Source organism: Seramator thermalis, from assembly GCF_004138125.1.
GTDB classification, from domain to species: Bacteria; Bacteroidota; Bacteroidia; order Bacteroidales; family Dysgonomonadaceae; genus Seramator; species Seramator thermalis.
This window is the reverse complement of the sequence record NZ_RXHS01000013.1, coordinates 41359-59317: the sequence shown is the minus strand read 5'-3', so window position 1 is coordinate 59317 and position 17959 is coordinate 41359. Positions and strand designations below refer to the sequence as shown.

The 17959-nt window shown below is 40.8% G+C and carries 18 protein-coding genes and 1 tRNA gene; 5 read left to right on the top strand and 14 right to left on the bottom strand.

The features are described from left to right. Positions 1-7: 7 nt before the first annotated feature. The 6 genes from EJN84_RS09930 to lpxD all read right to left on the bottom strand — a co-directional run bounded on the left by EJN84_RS09930 (position 8) and on the right by lpxD (position 7428). A complete protein-coding gene (locus EJN84_RS09930) occupies positions 8-1855 on the bottom strand; it encodes a DAK2 domain-containing protein (RefSeq protein WP_129595278.1) in 1848 nt (615 codons plus the stop codon). Positions 1856-2128: 273 nt separating this feature from the next. After that, positions 2129-3004, bottom strand: a complete 876-nt coding sequence (locus EJN84_RS09925; RefSeq protein WP_129595277.1) for a carbon-nitrogen hydrolase — start codon at positions 3002-3004, stop codon at positions 2129-2131. Positions 3005-3048: 44 nt separating this feature from the next. Further along, entirely contained in the window at positions 3049-4071 is a 1023-nt protein-coding gene (locus EJN84_RS09920; RefSeq protein ID WP_129595276.1) for an agmatine deiminase family protein, read from the bottom strand. Between the two features lie 10 nt (positions 4072-4081). Beyond that, positions 4082-4867: an acyl-ACP--UDP-N-acetylglucosamine O-acyltransferase gene (gene lpxA / locus EJN84_RS09915; protein WP_129595275.1), complete on the bottom strand. Its 786-nt coding sequence runs from the start codon at positions 4865-4867 to the stop codon at positions 4082-4084. 20 nt (positions 4868-4887) lie between these two features. Then, positions 4888-6273 carry a bifunctional UDP-3-O-[3-hydroxymyristoyl] N-acetylglucosamine deacetylase/3-hydroxyacyl-ACP dehydratase gene (locus EJN84_RS09910; RefSeq protein ID WP_129595274.1) on the bottom strand — a complete coding sequence of 462 codons (1386 nt, stop codon included), beginning with the start codon at positions 6271-6273 and terminating at the stop codon, positions 4888-4890. A 108-nt stretch (positions 6274-6381) separates the two neighbouring features. Next, entirely contained in the window at positions 6382-7428 is a 1047-nt protein-coding gene (gene lpxD, locus EJN84_RS09905) for a UDP-3-O-(3-hydroxymyristoyl)glucosamine N-acyltransferase (RefSeq protein ID WP_129595273.1), read from the bottom strand. Between the two features lie 163 nt (positions 7429-7591). Here lpxD and EJN84_RS09900 point away from each other — a divergent pair. The 3 genes from EJN84_RS09900 to EJN84_RS09895 all read left to right on the top strand — a co-directional run bounded on the left by EJN84_RS09900 (position 7592) and on the right by EJN84_RS09895 (position 8929). Further along, positions 7592-7667: transfer RNA gene (locus tag EJN84_RS09900), tRNA-Pro, on the top strand. Between the two features lie 141 nt (positions 7668-7808). Then, positions 7809-8015 (top strand): hypothetical protein, encoded by a 207-nt coding sequence (locus tag EJN84_RS12560; protein WP_165004248.1) that lies wholly within the window; start codon positions 7809-7811, stop codon positions 8013-8015. After that, the gene (locus EJN84_RS09895) at positions 8006-8929 is read left to right on the top strand and encodes a tyrosine-type recombinase/integrase (protein ID WP_129595272.1); all 924 of its coding nucleotides are present in this window, start codon (positions 8006-8008) and stop codon (positions 8927-8929) included. The genes EJN84_RS12560 and EJN84_RS09895 overlap by 10 nt, the downstream gene beginning before the upstream one ends. Here EJN84_RS09895 and EJN84_RS09890 read toward each other — a convergent pair. The 5 genes from EJN84_RS09890 to EJN84_RS09870 form a co-directional block, all read right to left on the bottom strand. Beyond that, positions 8917-9129: a hypothetical protein gene (locus EJN84_RS09890; RefSeq protein WP_129595271.1), complete on the bottom strand. Its 213-nt coding sequence runs from the start codon at positions 9127-9129 to the stop codon at positions 8917-8919. The two genes, EJN84_RS09895 and EJN84_RS09890, sit on opposite strands and share 13 nt — an antisense overlap. A 5-nt stretch (positions 9130-9134) precedes the next feature. Beyond that, positions 9135-9578, bottom strand: a complete 444-nt coding sequence (locus EJN84_RS09885) for a hypothetical protein (RefSeq protein ID WP_129595270.1) — start codon at positions 9576-9578, stop codon at positions 9135-9137. A 41-nt stretch (positions 9579-9619) separates the two neighbouring features. Next, entirely contained in the window at positions 9620-10027 is a 408-nt protein-coding gene (locus tag EJN84_RS09880; protein ID WP_129595269.1) for a hypothetical protein, read from the bottom strand. Positions 10028-10081: 54 nt separating this feature from the next. Beyond that, positions 10082-10783, bottom strand: a complete 702-nt coding sequence (locus EJN84_RS09875; protein ID WP_129595268.1) for an XRE family transcriptional regulator — start codon at positions 10781-10783, stop codon at positions 10082-10084. 332 nt (positions 10784-11115) lie between these two features. Further along, positions 11116-12312: a proline dehydrogenase family protein gene (locus EJN84_RS09870; RefSeq protein WP_101488065.1), complete on the bottom strand. Its 1197-nt coding sequence runs from the start codon at positions 12310-12312 to the stop codon at positions 11116-11118. Between the two features lie 257 nt (positions 12313-12569). Here EJN84_RS09870 and mobA point away from each other — a divergent pair, with 257 nt between their 5' ends. After that, the gene (mobA, locus tag EJN84_RS09865) at positions 12570-13172 is read left to right on the top strand and encodes a molybdenum cofactor guanylyltransferase (protein ID WP_129595267.1); all 603 of its coding nucleotides are present in this window, start codon (positions 12570-12572) and stop codon (positions 13170-13172) included. Between the two features lie 15 nt (positions 13173-13187). Then, entirely contained in the window at positions 13188-13751 is a 564-nt protein-coding gene (locus EJN84_RS09860) for a hypothetical protein (RefSeq protein ID WP_129595266.1), read from the top strand. Here EJN84_RS09860 and EJN84_RS09855 read toward each other — a convergent pair. From EJN84_RS09855 to EJN84_RS09845, 3 genes are read right to left on the bottom strand one after another with little or no spacing between them, the layout of a single operon-like run. After that, positions 13730-15445, bottom strand: a complete 1716-nt coding sequence (locus tag EJN84_RS09855) for a nucleoside-triphosphatase (RefSeq protein ID WP_129595265.1) — start codon at positions 15443-15445, stop codon at positions 13730-13732. The two genes, EJN84_RS09860 and EJN84_RS09855, sit on opposite strands and share 22 nt — an antisense overlap. A 24-nt stretch (positions 15446-15469) precedes the next feature. Then, positions 15470-17434, bottom strand: coding sequence for a TonB-dependent receptor plug domain-containing protein (locus EJN84_RS09850; protein WP_129595264.1), 1965 nt, complete (start codon positions 17432-17434; stop codon positions 15470-15472). A gap of 56 nt (positions 17435-17490) precedes the next feature. Beyond that, a complete protein-coding gene (locus EJN84_RS09845) occupies positions 17491-17904 on the bottom strand; it encodes a winged helix-turn-helix domain-containing protein (protein WP_129595263.1) in 414 nt (137 codons plus the stop codon). Positions 17905-17959: the final 55 nt, after the last annotated feature.

The window sequence follows — 17959 nt, the reverse complement described above, 5'->3', positions numbered from 1 at the left end:
TCACGTTTTATTCAAAAGTTATGTAGTACAAGTAATTGAGTTGTCCTCCGTAATATTCTTCAAAATCAAGTGACGGAAATTTATCCTTCAATAGTTTTATCAACTGTTCGTCGTTCTTGATGTTTGCACCTTTGTATAGAGTTACCAAATTATTATTATTGGAAACAATTTTTTCGATGACATTTGTCAAAAGTTGATTTTTACTCGGATTCGACAGCACAATTTTCTTTTTGTAAACGGCAAAAAAATCGCCTTTGTGCACCTGTGTTCCGTCTTCGGCAAGTACATCACGTGATGATTGAGCGATACCGCAAAATCGAATGTTTTCGAGATTGTTCATCGCTGTTTCGAAGGTAGTCTGAATATCATAATCCTTCGAAATACTCATCATAATGCTGATAAGCGAAATCGGGTTATCAGATTCTACGATATGTACATTTGCCTTGCAAAGCGAAGCGGCATATTTTAATGCCATCAGGATATCACTGTCGTCAGAAGCTGCAATTACGTTTTTCGCCTTTAAATTATTGAGCCCTTTTACTAATTGATTTACAGATGGTTTGTTTTTGCCGTAACAAAGTATATCGTCGGCCCCCAAATTTTTCAGAATATCGGCAAATCCTTTACCGGATACAATACAAAAGATGCTTTTATCTCTTTCGTAATCCACAACATCGTCGCTTAGAAAGTTTTTATGCTGCTTTTTCATATCGTCCACTTTTGTAAAAAGTAGTGTTCCGTAGCGTGACACCTCTTCGAAAACATCATTTGGCTTGTTGGTGTGGATGTGAACTTTGTATTTGTTGTTGCTGTTGACAATGATCAGGCTGTCGCCATAATGTCCGATTTTTTCTTTTAATTTATCTTTATTCTTTATTTGATCAGTTTCGAGAACAAATTCGGTACAGAATTTGTCCTTTATTTCGGGATTCCATGAATTGTCAATCTCCTGAAGATCTCCGATTATTTTTTCTCTACTTATTGTTTTTCCGTTGCCGTTGTGATTGAGATGAAAATTGCTTAGAGCAACCTTTGCATTTTGAAATGCTTCAGCGAGTCTGCTATTCCGAATTCGTGAAAAATCCAAATTCAGAATTGATAAGGCTGTTTGATCTTTATGCGCTTTTTTCAGACGTTTCTTGAGCAATTTTTGAATGGCATGGGCTGTTTTCAATAGGTTATGCAACGGAATGCCATTATCAACATATTGACTCAATTCTTTGTTAATCCCTTCCAGCAATACAACAAAACCGGCACCACCCGAATCAACTACTCCTGCTTGTTTGAGTACGGGGAGCATTTCGGGAGTCTGATTCAGCACTTCTTTCAAATAAGGGATAGATTGCTGGATAATGGTTAACGGATTATCATACAGAGGCATCAGTTCGGCATACTTTTCCTTCAAAGCTCTCATCAATGTCAACATCGTGCCTTCCCGGGGATTTTCCGTACCGTTATAAGCATTTTGATATCCGTTTTCGATTGCCCGATAGATGTTCTCTTTAGAAAAATCGTTGTTAGCCGTTATTTGTGTAAATCCTTGTGTAAACAACGAAAGAATCACCCCCGAACACCCTCGGCTATTGAGAAGCATTTGTTCTGCAAAGTCTTCAAGATATTCACCGGAATGAATATAAGTTTCTTCGCTTTTCTGTATATGAGCAATAGCTCCCTGCATTGTAAGCACCATGTTTAATCCCGTATCACCGTCGGGTACAGGAAAAACGTTCAGGCCATTCAGATATTCTTTATGTTTACTGAGATAATGATATATATTATCAATAATTTCGTTGATGGCTTCCACATCGAAAGCCACTTTGGTTTCTTCCACTAAATCTAAATTGGGAGCATTCATTTTCCAAAATTTTGTGAGACAAAAAACTCTGTTAGTTTCCGCATGTGAAATGACAGACTAACGTTTTTTACTCAATTCTTAATCTCTTAAATTGTAGAAATACAAATATTATGCTAAAATGATTGCAAGTTACTTTTTTTTTACAAAAAAAACGATGTAACGCAGATTTTTAACTTTTAGAAAAATGATATTGGAGGATTGCCAAGTGTAAGAAGTGCGGTATTAGGAATTTTACGGGACTATAAGCTTCTAATATATAGGTATTTGTTTATATTAGTCTCTGAAGCGTTTGGTAATTTCGTCGTAGGCATCGATACGTCGATCACGCATAAATGGCCACCAGCGGCGGACATTCTCGGTCCGCCGGATATCGATATCGATAATTTGAGTGATTTCCTGATCGAAAGGTGCCTGATAGAGTATTTCGCCTTGTGGTCCGCATGCAAAACTATTGCCCCAAAAGGTAATACCCTTCGTTTGTTTCGAAGGGTCAGCTTCAAATCCTGTTCTATTGACTGCTATCACAGGGATACCGTTTGCCACGGCATGACCTCGTTGTACGGTTATCCATGCATCCAGTTGGCGTTGTTTTTCGTCTTCTGTATCCATCGATTCCCACCCAATGGCAGTAGGATAAATAAGAACATCGGCACCGGCCAACGCCATCAGGCGAGCAGCTTCGGGATACCACTGATCCCAGCATACCAAAACGCCGAGTTTGCCGACTGAGGTTTGTATCGGATGGAATCCCAAATCCCCGGGTGTAAAATAGAATTTTTCGTAATACGCAGGATCATCGGGTATGTGCATTTTGCGATATATCCCTGCAATGCTGCCATCTTTTTCGATGACGACAGCTGTGTTGTGATATAATCCCGCAGCTCTTTTTTCGAAAAGCGAAAGTACAATCACCAATCCGGTTTCTCGGGCGAGCTTTCCGAAAATTCCGGATGACGGTCCGGGAATTGTTTCGGCTTGATCGAAAACAGCAACATCTTCTGTTTGACAGAAATACAATCCGTTGTGAAGTTCCTGCAATATCACAAGCTCGGCCCCTTCATCGGCTAATAAGCGGATTTTCGACTGCAAACGTGATATATTGTCTTCAATATTTGCTGTATTGGATTGTTGAATGATTCCCGTTTTCATATTGTTGGCATGAAAAGAAGTTAGGTGTACGTTTGTCGGATGTATTACAAAAATCCTTGAGGAAACTGCATGGTTACACAATGGAGTGAGCCATGTTGTTTGATTAGAACACGGCAGTCGATACCCACGATTTCACGATCAGGGAAAGCTTTTTGCAACTGCTTTTTGGCAATTTCGTCTTTGGGCGATTGATAACAGGGCATTAGTACGGCATCGTTGATGATCAAAAAATTAGCATAAGTTGCCGGTAATCTGAACCCGTCATCATACATGGCATCAGCCATTGGCAACGGAATCAAATGATAGGGCTTATTTTCGACTGTCGTGAAATTTTTAAGCTCTATCTCCATTGCTTTCAATTCATCATAATGTTCGTCGTTTTTGTCTTCGCATTTTACATACGCTATTGTCTGTTCGTTGCAGAATCGTGCGAGGGTGTCGATATGGTGATCGGTATCGTCGCCGGCCAGATATCCATGATCGAGAAACAGTACACGACGAGCTCCCAGCCATTTTGTCAGAGTCTGTTCCAAGTCGTCCAAACTCAAAGGTTGATTCCGATTGGGAGAAGTAAGGCACTCGGAAGTAGTAAGTATTGTCCCTTTTCCGTCCGACTCTATGGAGCCCCCTTCGAGGATAAAATTTAAATGACTTATATAGCCCACTTCAGGTCTGAAAACATCCAAATCGTATAATAGTCGCGTAATTTGATTATCGAGATCGGCCGGATATTTAAGACCCCACCCGTTGAACTTGAAGTCGAGTAAAGTAGGTTTGTTATCGATAAAAACTGAGATTGCGCCATGATCACGAGCCCAAGTATCATTGCTTTTGAGCTCCGCAACGATGATTCGTTTTTGCTCTTCTTTGGTAAAATATTTGATAACTTCGTCTTCTTCGGGACAAACGATTAGCAATTTTTCGTGCTTCAAGATTTCTTTTCCAATTGACACAAAGCATTGCGTAACTTCTTCAAGCATGTTGTACCAGTCGGTGTTTGCGTGCGGCCAGGTGAGCTGTATGCCACTTTGATGATGCCATTCGGCAGGAAAAACAATGTTGGCCATAAAATTTGGATTAGTCTAAATTACCACGAACAATCCCACGCGACGAGTTGCGCACGAAGTTGAGAATATGATCTCTTTCGTAGGAAACAGGCATTTCGCTTTCGATGCGATCCAATGCCTGCGAAACATTAAGGCCGGAGAGGTAAATGGTGCGATAGATTTCCTGTATGGCATTGATTTGATCGCTCGTGAATCCTCTTCGACGCAATCCAACGACGTTTAATCCGACATAAGTGATTGGTTCTCGTCCTACCATAATATAGGGGGGGATATCTTTGGGGATTTTCGATCCTCCTTGAATCATGACATGAGCACCAATTCTCGTAAATTGATGAATAAGTGCACCTCCACTGATAGTTGCATAATCGTCCACTTCTATTTCACCTGCAAGCTGTGTCGCGTTGCCAATAATTATATGATCCTTGAGAATGCAATCGTGTGCAACATGGCTGTAGGCCATGATCAAACAATCATCGCCTACTTTGGTAAAACCTTTCGAAGCGGTACCTCTGTTGACAGTTGCACATTCGCGTATAGTCGTATTGTTTCCGATAATGGCAACCGTTTCTTCGCCATGAAACTTTAGATCCTGAGGAATAGCAGCAATAGTTGCATGAGGGAAAATTTTGCAATTTTCGCCGATGCGTGCGCCATAAAGTATCGTCGAATGTGTCATAAGATGCGTGCCATCCCCGATTTCAACGTTTCGATCAACGTAAGCAAACGGATCGATTACAACTCGATCGCCGATTTTGGCTTCGGGATGTACATAGGCTAAGGGTGAAATGCTGTTCATAAGGGTAATAACAAATTCGGTTATTTGTTCTTAATTATTTGCGCAGTAAAATCGGCTTCAGAAACAACTTTGTCGCCAATGAAGACAATTCCTCGCATAGTTGCAATACCTCTTCGAAGTTCGCTTGTCAGCTCAACACGAATAATCAATGTGTCGCCGGGAACCACTTTGTGTCTGAATTTCACATTGTCTATTTTCAAAAAATAAGTCGAATAACGCTCGGCCTCCTCTAGGTCTGACAGGACGAATAACCCTCCCACCTGGGCCATAGCTTCTATCTGAAGAACACCCGGCATAACGGGTTCTTGAGGAAAATGGCCAACAAAGAATGGTTCATTTGTAGTCACATTTTTGATGCCGACAATGTAGCGATTTGTTTTTTCGACGATTTTATCAACCAACAAAAAGGGATATCGATGGGGCATGATTTCCCTGATCCGATTGATATCCAAAACAGGTTCGATGCAGGGATCGTATATAGGGGGCTGCACTTCGTTCAGACGAATATCCTTTCTAATTGCGCGTGCAGCTTTGTTGTTGATGCCGTGTCCCGGTTTGGTGGCAATGATTCTTCCTCGAAAGGGTTTCCCTATCAGGGACATATCGCCGATAATATCGAGAATTTTATGACGGGCAGGTTCATTGGGAAATAAAAGTGCCCGATGGTTGAGATAGCCCAATTCCTTGGCATTGTGCCGATCAACTTTGAGCAGATCAGCCAATTCATCGAGTTCGTGCTGTGGTAATTCACGTTCATAAATCACGATGGCATTATCCAGATTTCCACCCTTTATTAAACCTGCTTTGTGAAGTTGCTGGATTTCGCGCACGAACACGAATGTGCGGGCCGGTGCGATATCTTTTTCGTAGTCGGCCATGTTTTCGATAGATGCAGATTGGTTGGGAATATATTTCGATTCGAACTCAATAAACGAGTTGATGCAAAAACTATCGTCAGGCAAAAGAATAATTTTTGATCCGGTTTCCGGATCCGAGACTACCATTTTTTTGCGAACGATGTAAAAATCCTTATCTTTTTCTTGTTCAACGATACCGGCGTTTTTTATTGCAGTTACGTATTCGATAGAACTACCGTCTAATATCGGAAACTCCGAAGCATTTACTTCTATCAGGCAGTTGTCGATGCCGAGAGCATAAAGTGCCGAAAGGCCATGCTCAACCGTGCTGACGGTTGCGTTGCCACACCCGATAACGGTTCCTCGCTGCGTGCCTACTACATTATCGGCAAGCGCATTGATTAAAGGTTGATTTTCTAAATCGGTGCGGCGAATTTTATAACCATGATCGACGGGCGCCGGGTTGAAAGTAATTTTTATGTTTAATCCTGTGTGAAGTCCTTGCCCTTGCAAGCTGAAACTGTTTTTAAGCGTTCTCTGTTTCACTATCGTTCGTAATTTAATGAATGCGAATTAAATTTCGCGCAAAGATACAACAAAATTGGTTAATTTTGTTGAGATCCTTACTGATGATGGCAAATAAAAAGAAAATGAGAGTTATTCTTGATTTTTGAGTTGCTTTTTCAACGACTCAATTTCTTTTTCCAAAGCGTTTAATTGTCGATACATGTCGGGCAATTTGGGAATAATCAGACTCGATCGGAAAAAGCTCTTGACCGGCATCGCAGGAGAACCAATGATTTCGGAGCCGTCCTTTATGTTGCTAATGATTCCTGATTGTGCTCCGATTTGTACGTTATTTCCAATGGTAATATGTCCACCCAATCCCACTTGTCCTCCAAATACACAGTTTTCGCCAACTTTGGTAGAGCCGGCAATACCCACTTGAGCTGCCATTGCCGTATTTTGCCCGATTTCACAATTGTGCGCAATTTGAATCAGATTATCCAGTTTTACACCGCGATGAATGATGGTTGACCCCATAACTGCCCGATCGATAGTTGTATTTGCTCCAATTTCAACGTTATCTTCGATAATCACATTGCCTGTTTGTGGAATTTTGCGATATCCTTCCTTCTCGCGACTGAATCCAAATCCGTCTGCTCCAATCACGGCACCTGAGTGAATAATGCAGTTGCTGCCAATGACACAATCCCTATAAATTTTCACACCGGGATATAAGATGGTATTGTCGCCAATGGTAACATTATCACCTACATAAACCTGAGGGTATATCTTGCAATTGTTTCCGATCACAACTTTTTCTTCGATCACCGCAAAAGCGCCGATGTATGCTTTCTCTCCAATTTTGGCCGACGGATCTATTGAACAGTTTGAGGCAATTCCTGTTTTTTCAGGAGTGTTTTTATTGGCCATTTCGAGTAATAATGCCAAAGCGGCATAAGAATCCGGAACTTTTATCAAAGTTGCCTTGATGGGTTTCTCAGGCACAAAATCCTTGTTTACAAGCACTATGTCGGCCTTAGTCTCGTAAATATAAGGCGTGTATTTGGGATTGGCTAAAAAGGTAATTGAGCCGGGTTTACCTTCTTCTATTTTTGCGAACGTTTCTACTACTACTTCGGGATTACCTTCGATTTCTCCGTGAAGAAAATCGGCGATTTGTTTTGCTGAAAATGTCATTCGATTAAAATGTAATACTAAAAAAAGAAATGTTTATCCTTGCAAATTAATAAATAAAAATTCAATCTTCGGCATGCGAAAGTCCTAAATTACGTTTACGGGCAAAAAAATGGCAAAAATTTGTCGAAATAAAAATAAAGCGATACATTTGCACTCTCATTTTCGGGATGTAGCTCAGTCCGGTTTAGAGTACGCGTCTGGGGGGCGTGTGGTCGCTGGTTCGAATCCAGTCATCCCGACAATTGAAAATAAGGCTCTTGCGGTAATGCATGGGCCTTTTTTATGTTCCGTATGTTGAATAACATATCGGGTTTTTACCGTTATTTGCCGTTTTTATATGCAAATTTGTGTGTCAAATATTGTGTCAAATAAATAACTATATGGCAAGTTCAATATTGTATTTAGATAAAAGAAGACGTAAAGATAACGGTGAATATCCAATTAAAATTATGATAACTCATCGATCAAGGTTCATGATTAATACCGGGATCTCCTGTCTGGCATCTGAATGGAAAGGAAGGCAAATCACTAAGGGTGCGAACAGTAGGGCGAAGATGCGGCAATCAATAACAAAAAGATGCAAATAGACAAGATCCTGTTGTCTCTCGAATTGGATGGAGTCCTACTATCGCTAACAGATGCTCAGCTCCGTTCATATCTGAGCAAGGACGTATTACCTACACACACTTTACGAAGCGTCTTCCGGGAATTTATCGATACGAAACACGGGAATACGAAGCGATTGTACGATGAGACCATGAGAAAAATTACGGATGATCCACTCCTGGATGATATCACGGTAACATGGTTGCAGCGATTTTACGATTCACTGGATCTGGCCGTAAATACGAAAGCAATCCACATGAGAAACATACGGGCAGTGATCAACTTCGCAATCGACAGAGAATATACCCGGAACTACCCTTTCAGGAAATTCAAAATACTCAAAGAAAAAACCAAGCACCGGGATCTATCCGTTGAGGACTTGAGACGTGTGAGAGACTATCAGGGCAAATGGAAGCCGTTCAGCGATTGTTTCATATTATCCTTCTACCTTATCGGCATTAATCTGACTGATCTCCTACACGCAAAAAAAACAAGCGTCAAGAACGGACGGTTGGAATATACCAGGATGAAGACCGGCAAGCATTATTCTGTCAAGATTGAACCGGAAGCACAAGCGATCATCGACAGATATCCAGATGACGAACTGCTCGTATCCTTCTTGAGGATGTATAAAAACTACGACGGTTTTAAAAGGGGTATAAACTATGCGTTGAAGATGATGAGGGACGACGCAGGGATTATCTGCCAGGACCTGACAACTTATCATGCACGACACACCTGGGCATCGATAGCCGCAGGTATAGACATCACGAGGGATATTATCTCCGAAGCGCTGGGCCATGAGTATGGATCGAGAGTGACATCAGTGTACGTGAACTTTAATCTGAAAAAAGTTGATCAGGCGAACAGGAAGGTTCTGGATTACATTCGCTGATTCAGCACCTTCCTCACGTTCCTTACATGCCTTCCCCCTGCATACCCTTTAAACCCAGAAAGCCATTCATCCGTAACGTCATCCACCGTCACGCCAGGATCATACTTGGCAACCAAGTCTTCAGTGTCGAGATAGCTTAGCAATGCCTTGTCGGTTTTGAGCCTGCCGGCATACCGCTTTATTGATTCAACGAGCAGCATATGATTTACTTTATTGAAGTCATGTGATTAAAAAAGACTTCGAATGATATGCACATAAAAACAGCCTCTTCGATTTCATTCGTGACAACAGGGTCATTAAATAGATACTTTGATTGTTTCATTCGTGATAATAAATTCGCAAAAATCTCTTTTGTTTTCCCCCTAACATATTCAGTTTTATTATCAACGTTAAAGATAACTCCATCTTTTGAAGCTGACTCTATCCATCTAAATATCCCTTCTATATCAGATATAGGTTCCGGGAAATATTCACATATAAAACCAGAAACCCGCTGCATATATGCTTCGCGATTAACTCCACCTTTAATTATATAATCAATAAAAGCAGAATACTTTAAACTGTATAACTTATGAAATTCATCATCCGTAAAGGCGGAAACAGTATTAGTTCCTTCCGGCAATCTTTTCTTTTTGAATAAATTAAACATAATAAGTTTACTTTTTAAATAAGTTTACTTTTTTAAAATAATCAGCCGTTACTCATCTTTTTTAGAAGTAGGGAAAGCGTAACTCCCCAATAAACGCCTATTACCATAAAATTATGAGCTAAGGCTGTTACTGTCCATTTAAAATTGGCTGATGCTCCCTGAATCCAAGGTGTAGCTACAGACGATATTAAAAAATAAAGTGCGATTAATACGACTAAAATAGTTTCGACGATATTCCCGGATCTTAGTTTTGAAACTAACAATGCAAGTAAACCCGGAAGGATGCCAATCAGGGGGATTAATAAGCCTACACCTATACTAAAAATAATAAAAAGCCAAAACCAACTAAGGTTCATTATAAATGGAATTATCCAGCCAAAGAACAACCAAGCTGCTGCCAAGATGACAACGCTTAAGATGATGTAAGTTGTAGATTTAAGTAATGTCATATTTTGTAGATTTAAATAATGTAATATTTTATTATTGTTTACTCATCAATGCTTTTAAATCATTTTACCATAAAAGAATACATGATTAATTTCAATGATATCCGATTTTAAAATGCTGAACTCGCTAAAATTCGGAGACACACACCACAATATGTCTTCCCTGTCTTTGTCGACCTTTAATCTTTTGAGCATCCTCTCTTCTTTGGTGATGATGAAATAGATCTTCTCGGTATCCACTCTATCCCATGAATTCAGCTTAACCACCCCTATATATTCGCCGGCATAGATAATCGGCTCGAAACTGCATCCGATAACCGGAAAGAAAGTAACTCCCGGCATGGTGGTGTATGCGTATCCGTCGGGCTTATCGTCTCTGATTGCAGCCAATCCGTGAAGTCCTGCGCTTACCGGATATGATTCATAAATTGGGGCACGGTACAACCTGCCAACCTGCTTGGGTAGATCTTCGGGGACAAATATTTTTACAGAATTGTCAGATTTTAATATTTCACCCTTCCCTGTAAGGAGCCATTCCGGATTAATATTAAGGGACGCAGAATCGACAATTTGCTTTATTGTATCGAAAGACGGAGTGCTATTTCGCTCACCAACAATATCCCTAAGAGTAGATTGTTTTACAAAAACAGCTTTCGCCATCTGCGTTGTATTGCCCTTAAAAAAATGATCAACAATGTACTTAATGCGCTCATTAATAGTTGTTTGTTCCCAATCGGAATAATTTGTTTTATTCCCCATATATTTAAACAATATTAAATACGTCGATAATGCATCCAAATATTTTTTATGTCGATAGTGCGACGTATATTTGCATAATCAATTGCAATAGATAACGCAACGGTACAAATTATAATAACTTACAAATATACAAAAAAAATGGCAATACAAGCGCCCGTCATCAAAAAATTGCATCCCCTGCGGCTACATTGAGGGGAATGAAAAAGGGAAACACAATGATGATCCCGATTGCGAAGATCAAAACGGCATCTCTTAGGTCTGCCGCTGCCCGCCAAGCATCTCGATAAAGTATGAAGAAAAAATAGCCGAGCAACTATCCCGATACTCCATCCTTATTTGTTTTTATTCTGTTTGCGTCGTCGAATCTCTTGTTCGATTAGTTTCAGTTCACGACTCGTTTGTCCTTTCACCGACGAATTTTCTTCGGCCCTCCTAAACAGGTATGGCATCATTGTTTTCACTTCGCCATAGGGGACATATTTCACGACGTTGAAGCCATTTGCCGCCAGATTGTAGGTGAGATTATCGCTCATCCCGTAGAGTTGTGAAAAATAGATGGAAGGATGGTTTCTCTCGAGTCCTTTCGAGTCGATGAGAGATGCGAGGAGTTGAGTGCTTTCTTCGTTATGTGTGGCCACCATAAAGTCGATTGTATCGACATTTTCCACAAAGTAGTGAATAATTTTATTGAAATCCCGATCTGTGGAGGCTTTGTCCGGTTGGATGGGCGAGGGGTAGCCCATTGCGGCGGCACGTGCTCTTTCTTTTTCCATATATGCTCCCCGAACGATTTTCAGCCCGAATTTAAACCCTTCATCAAGTGCTATTTTGTGGTGATGCATCAACCGCTCAATCGAATCCGTTCGATACATTTGGTAGGTGTTTTGCACGATAGCTTTTTCTTTGTTGTATTTACGCATCATTTCTATCACCAAATTATCAAGTACAGGTTGAATCCAGGTCTCTTCGGCATCAATCAGAATAGGAACATTCAATTCGAACCCGCGTTTGAATATAGCGTCCACTCGGTCTATGATACGTTGAAATTCCGATTTCTCGTCGGACGTCAATTTGTTACCCTCGCTTACTTTCTCCAATAAATGGAAACGTCCGATTCCGGTGATTTTGAATGCGCTGAAAGGAACCTCCCGATGGATGTGAGCATACTCAATCGTACGTATTACTTCGTTGGTGGTGGCATCGAATATAGCATCGTCTTCTTCGCCCTCGAGTGCATAATCGAGAATAGTACCTACGTTTCGTTGAGCCAGTTTTCGAATGGTTTGGGCGCAATCTTCGATGGACGTTCCTCCTACGAAATGCCGGTAGATCGTGTTCTCGATAATCTTTTTCACCGGAAGATGAAGAGCAAAAGCGAAATTGACGAGATATTTACCTGTCTTCACAAGAGCGGCATTGTTCATCACTCTGAAGAGTTGGTGAGTTTGTCGCAGGTCGGAGTTTGATTGATTGGCGAAAGCGATTTCCAGGTTTTGGAAATCGACAGTGTTAGCATTGGACTGAGGCATGAGTTTTTTGATAAAAGTATTTAGATTGATTTTCGGCAGCAAAAATAAGTAAAATTCTATTCTGATTGATTTTTACCGGGAAATTTATTCTGTCGGCAAGCTTTCATTATGACATTTATATCGACGTCCGAGAGGAAAAGTTTCCCCTCATCATTCCCCTGTCGTTAAATCATTAAATCAAATTGGCTGTGCACGATTCAAAATTATCACGTATTTTTGCAGTATTTCGGAGTTTATCGAAATAATAGAACATTATTATGAATAGAAAGGATATCAGTGGTTTTATTTTGACAGGGGGTAAGAGCTCACGAATGGGCACCGATAAGGGTATGCTGTTACTCGATCGAAAACCTTTGGTGCTGCATGCTCTCGAAACGCTTGATGAAGTCGCCGAGCAAACAATGATCAGTGCCAATGATTCTGCGTACGCTCAATTTTCGCATCCTGTCGTGAAAGATGTATTTCGCGATATCGGCCCAATGGGTGGAATCTATTCATGCCTTCGGCAATCTGTAACGGAATTTAATGTTTTTTTGTCGTGCGATACGCCATTTGTTCCATCAGCTTTGTTTGTTTTATTATTGCAACATATCGGGAACTCTTCATGTGCCCTGCCGGTGCATGACGGAAATAGAATTGAACCTCTTTGTGCAATTTATCGAAAAAGTTGTGCGGAAACCTTTGCCGAATTGATAGAAAAGGGCTGCTACAAGATGCACGATGCCGTTGATCGATTAGGCTATGCTGCTGTAGAAATTGACAATAGGAGTACGTTTTATGATCGTCATTTGTTTTTCAATATAAATACTCTCGATGATTATAAGTTTGCCCTCCAATATATAGAAGATAAAAAACTTTAAAAAACAATTCATCAAATGCTTTCTGTTCCTAATCTGTTTCTTGTTGGCGGCAATTCACGACATTCCGGCAAAACCACTTTAGCTTGCGATGTAATTCGAAAGTTCTCCTCCGATTTTGAGGTAACTGCTTTCAAACTTACGCGCATTCATCCTGCCGAGAAGGAAATGCATGGCAATCATCGAAGTGAAAGCGAATTTTCCGGATATTCCATTATGGAAGAGGCGGATGATGATTCTTCAAAAGATACTTCCCTGATGCTTCAATCCGGAGCGCATAAAGTGGTGTATGTTCGTGCAACTGAAGGATATCTACAACGGGCTTTTGAAGAGTTTCGCGCGAAATACGATCATGGACAACCATTGGTGTGCGAAAGTCGCGGACTACGCGATGTGATTGTTCCCGGAATTTTCGTGATGATGATGCGAATACCTACTTGGGGACCCCCAAAAGAGGTAGATCAATATTTACATATTGCCGATAAAATTTTTTATTTCGATCAGAGTCGTGATGTCCAGTTAGAGTGGATCAACCGATTACAGTTCAAAAACGGGCAATTTTACTTTTCATATTCAAAATAAGACTCAATCTCGCTTATCAATTTTTCGGGTTTGGATTCGGATACGTTGTAAATCACCGAAGGATACAGATTCCATTTATGGATGACGTCATATAAAAATTCAAGGCGTACGGACAATATAATAAACAGCTCCTTTTCGAGCGGAAGTGACCTTAATTCGTCGTACCAACCACCTCCATCGAGTTCTAATTTTCCTATCTCGTCAATCATCAATAAGTTTGCCTGTGAAGCATGTGCAATAGCTTTTCGCCCAAACTCTAATCCTTCAGGGTCAATGGAAAAGGCACCGATTCTCAATCCCAAATCTTCACTGTTTTTTTTCAAAAAAGACCGTTCTTCGCAGTTTGATATATTTACGGCACTATAGGCTGTAATCTCCCCGTTATCGATAATTTTTCTTGTATAAACACCCCCTACATCAAAGCCTCGTTTTTTCAGTTCAGTTGCAGTTTCGCTCATAAAACGGGTTTTGCCGCTTCCTTTTTCCCCTGTCACGATTGCTATGGATGCAAGTTGGTGTTGTCGAGCTTCTATTTCATGCATTCTGTACTCGGCATACGACAAAAAATTACGAACAATGTCGATGGGATTACTAAAAATCTTTTTCAAGTTAGGTACCAAAGTGATCATATTCGGTAAGCTTTCAACGGACAAGTCGAGCGCTGTATAAAGAGAAACGAGAGATTCTCGTTGGAATATTTTTTTGACTTTCGGGCTATAGAGTTCAGTCCCAATAACTGAAAAACCGATAACGACTACTATTGCCCGTACATTCATTTCGAGTCCTATCAGTGCTCCTTCCCATAGCGATATATTGCCTTGAAACCGCGAAAAGGATACGGCTGCAATCACCGTGATGATGAAAAACGAAATCCACAAACGGGGTTGCGCCAGTCGGCGCAAAGCTGATTTATAATGCATTATCCAGCTTGCAACGATGGCAATGCTCAAACCAAACCAAAATTCGAGGGGTATAAAATTGGCTGTTGTAAGTACGGCAACGATTGCCAATATGTCGAAAATCAACCATGCGGTCGCGAAAGGAAATTGAGAATATTTGGCTGCGAATGGAAGATTGTTATTGTTTTTTTCTGCAAACATCTGTGGTTTCAAATCGGACGATTCGAGGCGTTGCCCGATGAAGATACCGGCAATGGCAGTACCTAAACCCAACAAAACATACACGACCAGCAACAAAACGATAGGAGCCCAAACCAGATCAATGTCGGTGTGTAATTGTTTTTGGGCATACAACATGATGCTTTCGTAAAGTTTTACCAGATTGTATCCGTAAGCGATTATTTTGCTGAAGATAGCTTGCACCAAATTCCACGACATAGCCAGAATGGCACCGATTATCAGTCCAATTCGGTTTTTCCCTAACAATCTGACTGATGCCTCGAGCAACAATGCTTCGCACAAGATGGCAATCATTGGTCCAAAAATCACTGCACTTGGCGACATTGTTTTCAGCAAGGCACAGATAATGCCTGCACGCCAAAACAAACCCTTTTCTTTCCATCGGTAGCTTGCCGATATAAGAATGATCAATCCAATGGCGGTCAGGATGTGTCCGCTGAGTGGCACCCTGAGGTTATGCAGAAAACTGCCCCACACGATCTCAACCGAAGCCCACATCGAACCGATGATGGATGCTTTGATCCATTGTTCATTCAGAGTTGTTTTTGTTGGCATTTGTTTGCGTATGGAATAGCGTTTTTAATTTAGTTCGAATACAAGTTTCGTAAAATAATTTCTTCCTGCTTCGGGATACCCTTCGGCATAAGCATAGTTTGTGTCGAAAAGGTTTTTTATCCCTGTATAAAGAGTGAATTGTTTCCAAGAAAGTGAACCCTGCAGATTGAACAGATGAAATTCGTCGGCCGTGATGCCGTAGGAACGGCTGTATCGGCGGGAATAGTATTCGTGAGTAAGGCTTACTTTTGCCCAATTTGTCGGTTGGTACGACAGATTGCTCCATGCTTTGTGTTTGGGAACATCCGTGAATCGCAATTCAGGATTTGTCTTGTTTTTTTGAATGATAAAAGAGTAGGAGGTTGTTAAATCCAAATTTTTCAGAATCAAATAGTGCAAACTCACATCAAATCCACTGAAGCGGGCTTCTCCGGCATTTTGTATCTGAGTCAGATTTCCCTCTATGCCATCTACGGATTGAATGACATCGTGCAGACGAATATAGTACATTGAACTGTTGAACGACAAGTTTTTTGACACTCCGTATTGGAGCGAAATATCGATATGTGTGGCTTTCTCGGGTTGCAGATCGGGGTTCGGGAGTCCTTGTCCCATCTTGTACGAATAGCGTTCTTTGAGCGTGGCAAACCGAGTTTTTCGAGCTACGTAAGCCGACATCGAAAATTGTTGGGTAGCTATCCAGTTGGCCGATAGTTGCGCGTTCACTGCCTGATGCGAATTTTGGGGAAATTCGGTAATTCCTTCATCTGTAACTTGATCTTCTTCTTTCAGACTTTTTTGTCGAGCATAAGACAATCCTCCGGTCAATGACCATTTTTCGTTTATCAAATACCGATCGTCCAATCCCGCACTCCACACAAAATCGCTGTTGGTCAGCTGCGGATTCCCTTCGTTGTGCGATTTGTGTTCGTTTCGATTGATCTGAACCGAAAAATTCAGTTGATTGTTTGTTACGGACGTATTTGACAGAATCACATTTCCACCTAAATTTCGATCATTGTATATGCTTGTAAAGGCATATTTCTTACTCTGCGTGGTGTACGATTGGTCGTCGTAGCTTTTCATCACATTGTAAAATTTGTCTGTGTAAATACTTGTCTTGATATCGTTGTTTGCGTTTATTTTGTTTTTCGAAATGAAATACAAACTTTGTCTTTCCCATACGGGCCATTGCCAAAATCGGGTCGATTGCTTGTCATCGATACCACTGTATGGCGGATTTCCTTTTGCATTGTTCTGATATTGATAGTTGAGGGTGAACTCCTGATCCGGTGCAGCAATGTATCCGATTTTCAGATTTACTTTCCGGAAATCCGAATAAGAATTATCCCTCTTTCTGTCAGACTGATAGGTTGTAGGTTGGTAGCTATGCGATAGCATAAAATAGTCGGTGTGGCGTTCGTAATAACTCCCCTGCACAAAGAACTTTTCCCCTCTGCTTCCGGCATTTATCCCATATTCGTAAGTGTTGCCGCTCCCCCATCCGGTTATAGCTTGCACATCCACTTTGTCGGTAGGTTGAAAACTTACAAGGTTGATGCTTCCTCCGATGGTGTTGGGCCCGAGCGACATCGGTGCGATTCCTTTCGTAAGCGAGACTTGAGAATAATCGAACGTGGAGAGTTGCCCCAAATCGATATCTCCGTCGTAAGGCATTTGCAGCGGAATACCATCCACGAAAACGGGAATACCTCTGATATCGAATCCCCGAACGATAATTGTTGGCTCGAAGCGCCCTCCCATGTTGGCGAAAATCACCGACGGAACAGATCTCAAAGCTTCACTCACATTTATATTGTTCATTTGCAGATTCAGAGTTTGGCTGACTGTATTGTTTGTTCTCGGTGCAAGTACAATGATTTCACCCAGTTGAAAGGTATTCGAGATTTTAGTTGTATCTATCTCTTCTGCGTTTAAGACACGCAAGATTAAACAAGTAAACAGTAAAGTTAAATTTGCTCTCCTCATTATTTCGTTGTTGTGATTCGTTATTCCTGATATGAATAACGAAAAGTAAAAAAATATTATTCTGTTGTCAAGTTGATGGAATGAATAAATTGATCTAATTGTTTTTCAATTTTATCAAATTCCAGAATTAACCATTTCCCGTAAGGTGTCAATTCTGACAAACCTCCGTTTTTTCCGCCCCGTTTCATTTCCACTATTGGTTGTTCGGCAGTTTTGTTCATCGAATAGATCATGTAATATGCTTTTCGATAAGAAAGATTGAGTTCTTCGGCTGCTTGTCGAAGCGAGCCATATCGATCGATTTGTCGAAGCAGCTGCATCCTTCCTTTGCCGAGAAGCGATTTCCCGTTGTATGAAATCCAGAATTTGATTTCTATTTTATAAGGATCATTCACTTGTATAAGAGGACTAAAAGGATGACCGATATTATAATCGAAAGATACGTATGGTAAATCGTGAAGATATACCATACGCTCTCTTCGAGGATCAATCAAAAAATTTGAATGAGAACAATTGATCGATCGT

Coding starts and splice junctions, on each gene's coding strand:
- lpxA (WP_129595275.1), bottom strand. CDS start 4,867: ATGAACAGCATTTCACCCTTAGCCTATGTACATCCCGAAGCCAAAATC.
- EJN84_RS09920 (WP_129595276.1), bottom strand. CDS start 4,071: ATGGCCAACATTGTTTTTCCTGCCGAATGGCATCATCAAAGTGGCATA.
- EJN84_RS09860 (WP_129595266.1), top strand. CDS start 13,188: ATGCTTTCTGTTCCTAATCTGTTTCTTGTTGGCGGCAATTCACGACAT.
- EJN84_RS09885 (WP_129595270.1), bottom strand. CDS start 9,578: ATGTTTAATTTATTCAAAAAGAAAAGATTGCCGGAAGGAACTAATACT.
- EJN84_RS09870 (WP_101488065.1), bottom strand. CDS start 12,312: ATGCCTCAGTCCAATGCTAACACTGTCGATTTCCAAAACCTGGAAATC.
- EJN84_RS09930 (WP_129595278.1), bottom strand. CDS start 1,855: ATGAATGCTCCCAATTTAGATTTAGTGGAAGAAACCAAAGTGGCTTTC.
- EJN84_RS09890 (WP_129595271.1), bottom strand. CDS start 9,129: ATGCTGCTCGTTGAATCAATAAAGCGGTATGCCGGCAGGCTCAAAACC.
- EJN84_RS12560 (WP_165004248.1), top strand. CDS start 7,809: ATGGCAAGTTCAATATTGTATTTAGATAAAAGAAGACGTAAAGATAAC.
- EJN84_RS09845 (WP_129595263.1), bottom strand. CDS start 17,904: ATGGTATATCTTCACGATTTACCATACGTATCTTTCGATTATAATATC.
- lpxD (WP_129595273.1), bottom strand. CDS start 7,428: ATGACATTTTCAGCAAAACAAATCGCCGATTTTCTTCACGGAGAAATC.
- EJN84_RS09925 (WP_129595277.1), bottom strand. CDS start 3,004: ATGAAAACGGGAATCATTCAACAATCCAATACAGCAAATATTGAAGAC.
- EJN84_RS09850 (WP_129595264.1), bottom strand. CDS start 17,434: ATGAGGAGAGCAAATTTAACTTTACTGTTTACTTGTTTAATCTTGCGT.
- EJN84_RS09875 (WP_129595268.1), bottom strand. CDS start 10,783: ATGGGGAATAAAACAAATTATTCCGATTGGGAACAAACAACTATTAAT.
- mobA (WP_129595267.1), top strand. CDS start 12,570: ATGAATAGAAAGGATATCAGTGGTTTTATTTTGACAGGGGGTAAGAGC.
- EJN84_RS09855 (WP_129595265.1), bottom strand. CDS start 15,445: ATGCCAACAAAAACAACTCTGAATGAACAATGGATCAAAGCATCCATC.
- EJN84_RS09880 (WP_129595269.1), bottom strand. CDS start 10,027: ATGACATTACTTAAATCTACAACTTACATCATCTTAAGCGTTGTCATC.
- EJN84_RS09895 (WP_129595272.1), top strand. CDS start 8,006: ATGCAAATAGACAAGATCCTGTTGTCTCTCGAATTGGATGGAGTCCTA.